Here is a 9,184-nt window from a genome sequence, read left to right as displayed (position 1 = left end):
GCGCGACGTAGGACTCCGCCAGTGAGGCCCTCGTCACGTCGGGCGCGGGCAGCGCCTTGCGGTCCACCTTGGAGTTGGCCGTGAGAGGCAGGGCGTCCAGCCGCACGACGGCGGACGGCACCATGTATTCGGGCAGGCGCTCCTTGATGAAGGCGCGCAGCCCGGCCACGTCGAGCGTCTCGGAAGCGGCGACGTAGGCGACCAGGCGCTTGTCACCGGGGACGTCCTCGCGCACCACGGCCACGGTCTGGCCCACCCCGGGGAAGGCGAGCAGCGCAGCTTCGACTTCGGCCAGCTCGATGCGGTAACCCCGGACCTTCACCTGGGCGTCGGCGCGGCCCAGGAAGTCCAGCAGTCCGTCTCGGCGCCAGCGGGCGAGGTCTCCCGTGCGGTAGAGGCGGGCTCCGGGCGTGGAGGAGAAGGCGTCGGGCATGAAGTGCTCGGCGGTGAGGGCGGGCTGCTCCAGGTAGCCCCGAGACACCCCGTCGCCGCCGATGAACAGCTCACCCGTGACGCCTACGGGAACCGGCTGGCCGGAGCCGTCCAGGACGTACATCTGGGTGTTGCCGATGGGCCGGCCGATGGAAACGGAGGCGCCCACGTGCTCCACCGACGTCATGCGGTGGCAGGAGGCGAAGAGGGTGGACTCGGTGGGGCCGTAGCAGGCCGTCACCGGAATGAGCATTCCTTCCAGCACGCGGCGCACGTGGGGGGCGCTCACCACGTCGCCTCCGGTGAGCAGTTGCTTCACCCCTCGCAGGGCGGGCAGGTTGTGGTCCACCACCTGGGTGAAGAGGCCGGCGGTCAGGTGCAGCGTGGTGACCCCGTGCTTCGTGAGCACGTCCTCCAGCGACTTCAGGTCCGACGGCGAGTGCGGCGGGAAGACGACGAGCCGCGCGCCGTGGAGCAGCGGCCCCCACAGCTCCAGGGTGGAGGCGTCGAAGGACAGCGGAGCGATGAGCAGGAACGTCTCATCCGGGCCCAGGTGCGCGTAGTCCACGCCGAAGAGGGTGCGCAGCACGGCAGCGTGCGGAGTTCCGACACCCTTGGGCCTACCGGTGGAGCCGGAGGTGAAGTCGATGTACGCAAGGCTCTGGGGCAGCGCGGCCACGGGAAGCGCGGACGTGGGCTGTCCCTCCACGGACACCTCCCCAAGCACTACGGTCGAGAGGCCCTCGGTGGGCAGCTTCTCCAGCAACTCGCGCGTGGTGATGAGCACCGTGGGGCGTGCGTCCTCCAGCATGGCGGCGAGGCGCTCGCGCGGATACGACGGGTCCAGCGGGACGTAGGCGCCGCCGGCCTTGAGGATGGCAACGAGGGAGACAATCAGCTCCAGCGAGCGGTCCAGGGCGATGGCCACGCGCGAGTCGGTGGAGACGCCCAGGCCGCGCAGGTGGTGTGCGAGCTGGTTGGCGCGCTCATCCAACTGCCGATAGGTGAGCTTCGAGGCTCCGAGCTCACCTTGGAGCTCACTGGCGAACTCGACGGCAACCTTGTCGGCATGACGCGCCACCACCTGCGCGAAGACCTCGGGCAGGGTGGAGGTGCGCGGGTACTCGGAGGCAGTGGCGTTCCAGTCCACGAGCAGCCGCTGGCGCTCGGCCTGCGGCAGCATGGACAGCGATCCCAGAGGCGCGTCGGGCCGGGAGACGACGGCTGCTACCAATGTGCGGAAGTGCTCCGCCATGCGCTGAATCGTGTCCGACTCGAACAGGTCGGTGTTGTAGCCCAGCGTCCCCTGGTAGCCCTCAGGCGAGTCTTCCAGGCCCAGGTGCAGCTCGAACTTGGCCGCGGGGGACTGCCGCTCCACTTGCGGCGGCGCCGCCCCTGTCGCTGGCTCCCGTTGCTGCTTCGTGGGCGAGGGGGTGGGAGTGTTCTGCAGGACGAAGAGCACCTGGAAGAGCGGGGTGCGCCCCAGGTCTCTCGTGGGCTGAATCTCCTCCACCAGTCGCTCGAAGGGCACGTCCTGGTGCGCATACGCGCCCAGCGCCGACTCCTTCACCTGCCGCAGCAGGGTGCGGAAGGAGTCGGGGGCCTCCACCCGGGCGCGCATCACCAGGGTGTTGACGAAGAAGCCAATGAGTCCCTCCAGCTCGCCGTACTGGCGGCCGGCGATGGGTGAGCCGACGCTGATGTCCCGCTGGCCGGAGTAGCGGGCCAGCAGCAACTGGAAGGCGGCCAGCAGGGCCATGAAGGGCGTGGCGCCTTCCTGCTGGCACAGCGCCTTGAGCGTGTTGGAGACGTCGGGCGACAGGCCGACGTGCACCTGGTCGCCCCGGAAGGTCTGCACGGGCGGACGCGGCTTGTCGATGGGCAGCTCCAGCGGGGTGAGGCCCGCCAGCTTCTGGCGCCACCAGGCCAGCTGCTCTTCGAGCACCGCGCCCTGCATCCAGTCACGCTGCCAGACGGCGTAGTCGGCGTACTGGAGCGCCAGTGGAGGCAGCGGCGAGGGCCGGCCCTGGCTGAAGGCCTCGTAGAGCGCCATCACCTCGCGCACCAGCACGCCCATGGACCAACCGTCGGAGACGATGTGGTGCATGTTGAGCAGCAGCACGTGCGAGTCGGAGCCCAGCTTCCACAGCGTCGCGCGCACCAGCGGGCCGGTGGCGAGGTTGAAGGACCCCTGCGCCTCCTCACCCACCTGAAGCTGGAGCGCCGCTTGTGCGGCTGCTGGCGCGAGGCCGCTCAGGTCCACCAGGCGGAGGGGAAGCTCGGCTCGGGGAGCGATGCGCTGGACGGGCTGGCCCTCGTGCTGGACGAAGGTGGTGCGCAGCGCTTCGTGACGCTGCACCAGTTCTTCGAGACTGCGCCTCAGGGCCTCCGGGTCGACGAACCCGTTCAGCCACTCGACGGCGGGCATGTTGTAGGCGGCAAGGCCCGGGCTGAGCTGGTCGATGAACCACAGGCGTTGCTGGGCGAAGGACAGCGGCAGCGGGCCGGAGCGCGGTACGGGGACGATGGCGGGGGCACGGCTCAGGGGAGCGGCGTGCCGTGCGGACTCGATGCGAGCGGCCAGGCCTTCGACGGTGGGGGCCTCGAAGAGGGCGCGCAGCGGCAGCTCCACGTCGAGGGTGGAGCGCACGCGGGAGACGAGCTGGGTGGCGAGCAGCGAGTGGCCACCGAGGGCGAAGAAGTCGTCGTGACGGCCCACCTTCTCCACGCGCAACACCTGGGCCCAGATGGAGGCCAGCCGTTCCTCGGTGGGAGAGGCCGGCGCGACGTAGGTGCTGGAGGAGGCCAGCAGCGAGGCCCCGGGTGCGGGCAGGGCCCTTCGGTCCACCTTGCCGTTGGGCGTCAGCGGCAGCGCCTCCAAGGGGACGAAGGCGGAGGGCACCATGAAGTCGGGCAGGCTCTTGCGCACGTGGGTGCGCAGGGCGTCGGCGTCGACGCCGGCCGGCGGTACCACGTAGGCCACCAGGCGTTTGTCGCCGGGCACGTCCTCGCGGGCCATGACGAGCACCTGCTGCACGCCGGGGTACTGGCGGAGGGAGGCTTCGATTTCACCCAGCTCGATACGGAAGCCGCGCACCTTCACCTGGAAGTCGGTGCGGCCCAGGTACTCCAGCTGGCCATCGGCTCGTCGGCGCACCAGGTCCCCGGTGCGGTACATGCGCGCGCCGGGGGTGGGGCTGAAGGCGTCCGGCACGAAGCGCTCCGCGGTGAGGGCGGGCTGGGCGAGGTAGCCACGGGCCAGGCCCGCGCCGGCCAGGTACAACTCACCGGGCACGCCCACTGGCTGCAGCTGGAGGCGGGGGTTGAGGATGTAGGCGCTGGTTTGAGGCAGGGGCAGGCCGATGGTGGGCTCGCCGGGGCCCTCGGGCACGCGGGTGAAGGTGGAGTAGGTGGTGTCCTCGGTAGGCCCGTAGAGGTTGAAGACGTGCTGGACGGTGCCCGTGGCGTAGAGGCCGCGCGCCAGCGCGCCCGGCAGCGGCTCTCCGGCGAGGTTGACGGTGGAGACGGAGGGAGGAATGGCGCCCAGCCGCAGCAACTCGGCGGCGGCCGAGGGCACGGTATTGAGGAGCGTCACCTCCCGCGCGGCGGGCAGCGAGGGCAGCGCCAGCGCGTCGCGCGCCAGCAGCACGGCGCCGCCGCACGTCAGCGGGGCGAAGAGCTCGAAGACGGACAGGTCGAAGCAGATGGAGGTGGCGGCCAGGGTGCCGGCGAGCTGGGCGGGGGAGAAGGTACCCGTGGCCCAGTCGAGGAAGGCGGTGGCGTTGGCGTGCGTAATGGCCACGCCTTTGGGCTGCCCGGTGCTGCCCGAGGTGTAGATGACGTAGGCGAGGTTGTCCTCGCCCACGGAGGACTCTGGAGGGGAGTCGGGTCGCGAGTCGAAGCCCTCGGGCAGCGAGTCGAGGCAGAGGGTGGAGAGGGCCTGGGAGTCGAGCTGGAGGGAGTCGAGCAGGGGCCGGTGGGCGAGCAGGAGGCGGGCCTGGGAGTCGGCGAGGGTGTACGTCAGGCGTGAGCGCGGGTAGTTGGCGTCGAGCGGGACGTAGGTGCCACCGGCCTTGAGGATGGCCAGCAGCGCGACGAGCAGGTCGGCGTTGCGCTCCAGGAGGACGGCGACGCGCACCTCGGGCCGGACGCCCTGGGCGTGCAGGGCGTGGGCGAGGCGGTTGGCGCGCGCGTCGAGCTGACGGTAGGAGAGGCGCACCTCTCCGGCGACGAGGGCGAGCGCATCGGGCGTGCGGGCGGCCTGGGCGGAGACGAGGTGGTGCAGCAGGCCGCGGCGCAGCGGGGTGCGGGTGTCATTCCACTCCACCAGCAGCGTCTGGCGCTCGGCGGCCGAGAGCAGGGGCACGTCCAGCAGCGACTGCTCGGGCCAGGCGGTGACGGCCTCCAGCAGGCGCTGGAGATGGAAGGCGAGGCGGCGGACGGTGTCCTCGCGGAACAGGTCCACGCAGTAGTTGAGCGAGCCGGCGAGGCCTTCCGGCGTGCTGACGAAGGCGAAGGTCAGGTCGAACTTGGCGTCACTGCCTTCCCCCTCCACGGGCTGGATGGCGAGGACCTCTTTCGAACGCGCGGAGGAGGCTGCGCCAGGGCTTCCCGCCGAGGCCTCCGAGGCGTTCTGGAGGATGACCATCGCCTGGAAGAGAGGCGAGCGGCTCAGGTCTCGCTGGGGCCGCAGCTCCTCGACGAGCTTCTCGAAGGGCACGTCCTGGCAGGCGAAGGCGCCGAGGGTGGACTCACGCACGCGGCCCAGCAGGGCGGAGAAGGAGGGGTTGTCCTCCATGCGGGCGCGAAGGGCGAGGGTGTTGATGAAGAAGCCGATGAGGCCTTCGAGCTCGGAGAAGCGGCGGCCGGCGATGGGCGAGCCGAGGACGATGTCCTGCTGGCCGGAGTGGCGGGCCAGCAGGGCCTGGGTGGCGGCCAGCAGGCCCATGAAGAGGGTGGCACCCTGCTTCTGGCACAGCGCCTCCAACGCACGGCTCAGCGCACGCGGGAGCTGGAAGTGCACCGTCGCACCGCGGAAGGACTGGACGGGTGGGCGCGGGAAGTCGGTGGGCAGCTCCAGGGCATGGGGTGCCCCGGCGAGCTGCTGCTTCCACCAGCCCAGCTGCGCGTCCAGCGCTTCGCCCTGGAGCCAGCCGCGCTGCCAGACGGCGTAGTCGGCGTACTGCACCGGCAGCTCGGGCAGCGGCGAGGGCTGGCCCTGGCGGAACGCCTCGTAGAGGGTGGCCACCTCCCTCATCAGCACGGGAGTGGACCAGCCGTCGGAGACGATGTGGTGGAGGTTGAGCAGCAGCACATGCTGCTGCTCGGACAAGCGCAGCAGGGCGGTGCGCAGCAGCGGCCCGGTGGCGAGGTCGAAGGGCCGCGCGGCGTCCTCCAGGACGAGGCGGCGGACCTCGGCCTCGCGGTCCTCGCGTGCGCTCAGGTCCACCCGGGACAGGTGGAAGGGCGTGGGCGGGTGGATGCGCTGGAAGGGGTGGCCCGCGTCGGCATGGAAGGTGGTGCGCAGCGACTCGTGACGGCGCACCAGCTCGGTGAAGGCGCGCTCCAGGACGGCCACCTCCAGCGCACCCTCCAACCTCAAGGGGGTGGGGATGTTGTAGAGGGCGCCGCCTGGCTGGAGCTGGTCCAGGAACCACAGCCGCTGCTGGGCGAAGGACAGCGGCAGGGAGCCCTGGCGCGGCACGGGCCGCAGGGCGGGGATGCCGGTGGAGTGGCTGGCCTTCTCCACCTGGAGGGCGAGCTGCTCCAGGGTGGGCGACTCGAAGAGCGCGCGCAGGGGCAGCTCCACGCCGAGCGCCGTGCGGATGCGCGCCACCACCTGGGTGGCGAGCAGTGAGTGGCCGCCGAGAGCGAAGAAGTCGTCGTGACGGCCCACCTTCTCCACGCGCAGCACCTGGGCCCAGACGGCGGCGAGCTGCTCCTCGGTGGGCGTGGCCGGTGCGACGTAGGCGCTGGAGGAGGCCAGCAGCGAGGCCTCCGGCGCGGGCAGGGCCTTGCGGTCCACCTTGCCGTTGGGCGTCAGCGGCAGTGACTCCAAGGGCACGAAGACGGAGGGCACCATGTACTCGGGCAGCCGCTCCTTGAGGAAGGAGCGCAGCTCGGAGGACGCGGGCGGCTGGGTGCGCGAGGAGAACCAGGCCACCAGGCGCTTGTCGCCGGGCACGTCCTCCCGCACCAGCACCACCGCCTGGTGCACGGCGGGGTGCAGCGCGAGCACGGACTCGATTTCGCCTGGCTCAATCCGGAAGCCGCGCAGCTTCACCTGGAAGTCGGTGCGGCCCAGATAGTCGAGGGTGCCGTCGGCCAGCCAGCGCACCTTGTCGCCGGTGCGGTACATGCGCGCGCCGGGGGTGGGGCTGAAGGCGTCCGGCAGGAAGCGCTCGGCGGTGAGGTCCGCACGGTGCAGGTAGCCGCGGGCCAGCCCGGCGCCGGAGATGAACAACTCTCCCGGGACACCCACGGGCACGGGCCGCAGCCAGGCGTCCAGCACGTACGTGTGCACGTTGGCCAGCGGCCCGCCGATGGTGGGCCGGGTGCCGGTGCGCACGCCGAAGGCCGTGGAGTCCACGGTGCACTCGGTGGGGCCGTAGACGTTGAAGGTGCGGGTGGCCGGAGCCGCCGCGAGCTCCAGCCAGGTGGCCTCGTCGAGGGACTCACCGCCGGGCACCAGCAGCCGGGGCGCTGTCTCGCCCTGGAGAAGCCCCTCTTGCAGCATCAGGCGCAGGAGCGAAGGCGTGCAGTCGAGGACGTCGACGCGGTGACGGCGCACCCAGTCGACCAGGGCCCGCGGGTCCTGGCGGATGACGTCGGGGACGAGGAACAGGCAGTGGCCGTCCAGCAACTGGACGAGCTGCTTGACGGACGCGTCGAAGGAGAGGGGCGCGTTGACGCTGACGCGCAGGCCGGCGGGCTGGCCGGCGTAGACGGACTGGCGCAGGGCGTGGCGCAGGTTGAGCACCGAGTGGTGCTGAATCATCACGCCCTTGGGCGTCCCCGTGCTGCCCGAGGTGTAGATGACGTAGGCGAGGTTGGCCGCGGAGGTGACGGGCGCCGGGTCGTGGGTGGGCCGCGAGGCGAGCAGCGCGGCCTCGGTGTCCAGGCACAGCACGCGTGCCCCGGCGGGGTGCCACCCGTCAACGAGGGCCTGCCGGGTGAGCAGCACGGGGGCACGGCAGTCCTGGAGCGTGAGGGTGCGGCGCTGGAGGGGCCACGCCGGGTCGAGCGGGACGTAGCCGCCTCCGGACTTCATGACGCCCAGCAGCGCGACGACGGCCTCGGCGGAGCGCTCCAGGCAGAAGGCGACCGGGACGTCGGGCCCGACGCCCAGCGAGCGCAGGTGGTGCGCCAGTTGGTTGGCGCGTGCGTTGAGCTGGGCGAAGGAGAGGACGTCCTCCTCGAAGCACACGGCGGGCGCGTCGGGGGTGAGTGCGGCCTGGTGCTCGAAGACGTGGTGGAACGTGGAGTCCACCGGGAAGCCGGCCGCGGTGTCGTTCCAGGCGCGCAAGACCCGGTGCCGTTCGGCGGCGGAGAGCAGCGGCACCTCCAGCAGCGGCTGCTCGGGCCGGGCGGTGACGGCCTCCAGCAGGGCCCGCAGGTGTGAAGTGAGGCGGCGGGCGGTGTCCTCGCGGAACAGGTCCACGCAGTAGTTGAGCGAGCTGGCGAGGCCTTCCGGCGTGCTGACGAAGGAGAAGGTCAGGTCGAACTTGGCGCTGGTGTCCTCGAGTTCGACAAAACGGATCGCCAGGGCGTCCTGTGCGGACGAAGTGCCTCGGCCCGGGTCCCTGGCCGCCGTGTCCATGGCGTTCTGGAAGACGACCATCGCCTGGAAGAGTGGTGAGCGGCTCAAGTCTCGCTGGGGCTGCAGCTCCTCGACGAGCTTCTCGAAGGGCACGTCCTGATAGGCGAAGGCGCCGAGGGTGGTCTCCCGGACGCGGCCCAGCAGGGTGGTGAAGGAGGGGTTGTCGTCCAGGCGGGCGCGAAGGGCGAGGGTGTTGATGAAGAAGCCGATGAGGCCTTCGAGCTCGGAGAAGCGGCGGCCGGCGATGGGCGAGCCGAGGACGATGTCCTGCTGGCCGGAGTGGCGGGCCAGCAAGGCCTGGGTGGCGGCCAGCAGGCCCATGAAGAGGGTGGCACCCTGCTTCTGGCACAGCGCCTCCAACGCACGGCTCAGCTCGCGAGGGAGCTGGAAGTGGAGCGTGGCGCCACGGGAGGTCTGGACAGGCGGACGTGGGAAGTCGGTGGGCAGCTCCAGGGCATGGGGTGCCCCGGCGAGTTGCTGCTTCCACCAGCCCAGTTGCTGCTCCAGCGCCTCGCCCTGCAGCCAGTCGCGCTGCCAGACGGCGTAGTCGGCGTACTGCACCGGCAGCGCCGGCAGGGGGGAGGGACGGCCCTGGCGGAGCGCCTCGTAGAGGGCGGCCACCTCCCGAACGAGCACGTCGGTGGACCAGCCGTCGGAGACGATGTGGTGGAAGTTGAGCACCAGCAGGTGCTGGCGCTCGGACAAGCGCAGCAGGGCGGTGCGCAGCAGCGGCCCGGTGGCGAGGTCGAAGGGCCGCGCGGCGTCCTCCAGGACGAGCCGGCGGGCCTCGGCCTCACGGTCCTCGCGTGCGCTCAGGTCCACCCGGGACAGGTGGAAGGGCGTGGGCGGGTGGATGCGCTGGAAGGGGTGGCCCGCGTCGGCATGGAAGGTGGTGCGCAGCGACTCGTGACGGCGCACCAGCTCGGTGAAGGC

General features: G+C 71.4%; 1 protein-coding gene. It reads right to left on the bottom strand.

The features are described 5' to 3' along the window. The coding region (locus G4D85_RS48110) for a non-ribosomal peptide synthetase (protein WP_164021814.1) at positions 1–9,184 on the bottom strand (9,184 nt) is incomplete at both ends.

This window comes from Pyxidicoccus trucidator, assembly GCF_010894435.1.
GTDB lineage: Bacteria > Myxococcota > Myxococcia > Myxococcales > Myxococcaceae > Myxococcus > Myxococcus trucidator.
This window is presented reverse-complemented; position numbering and strand designations above follow the sequence as displayed.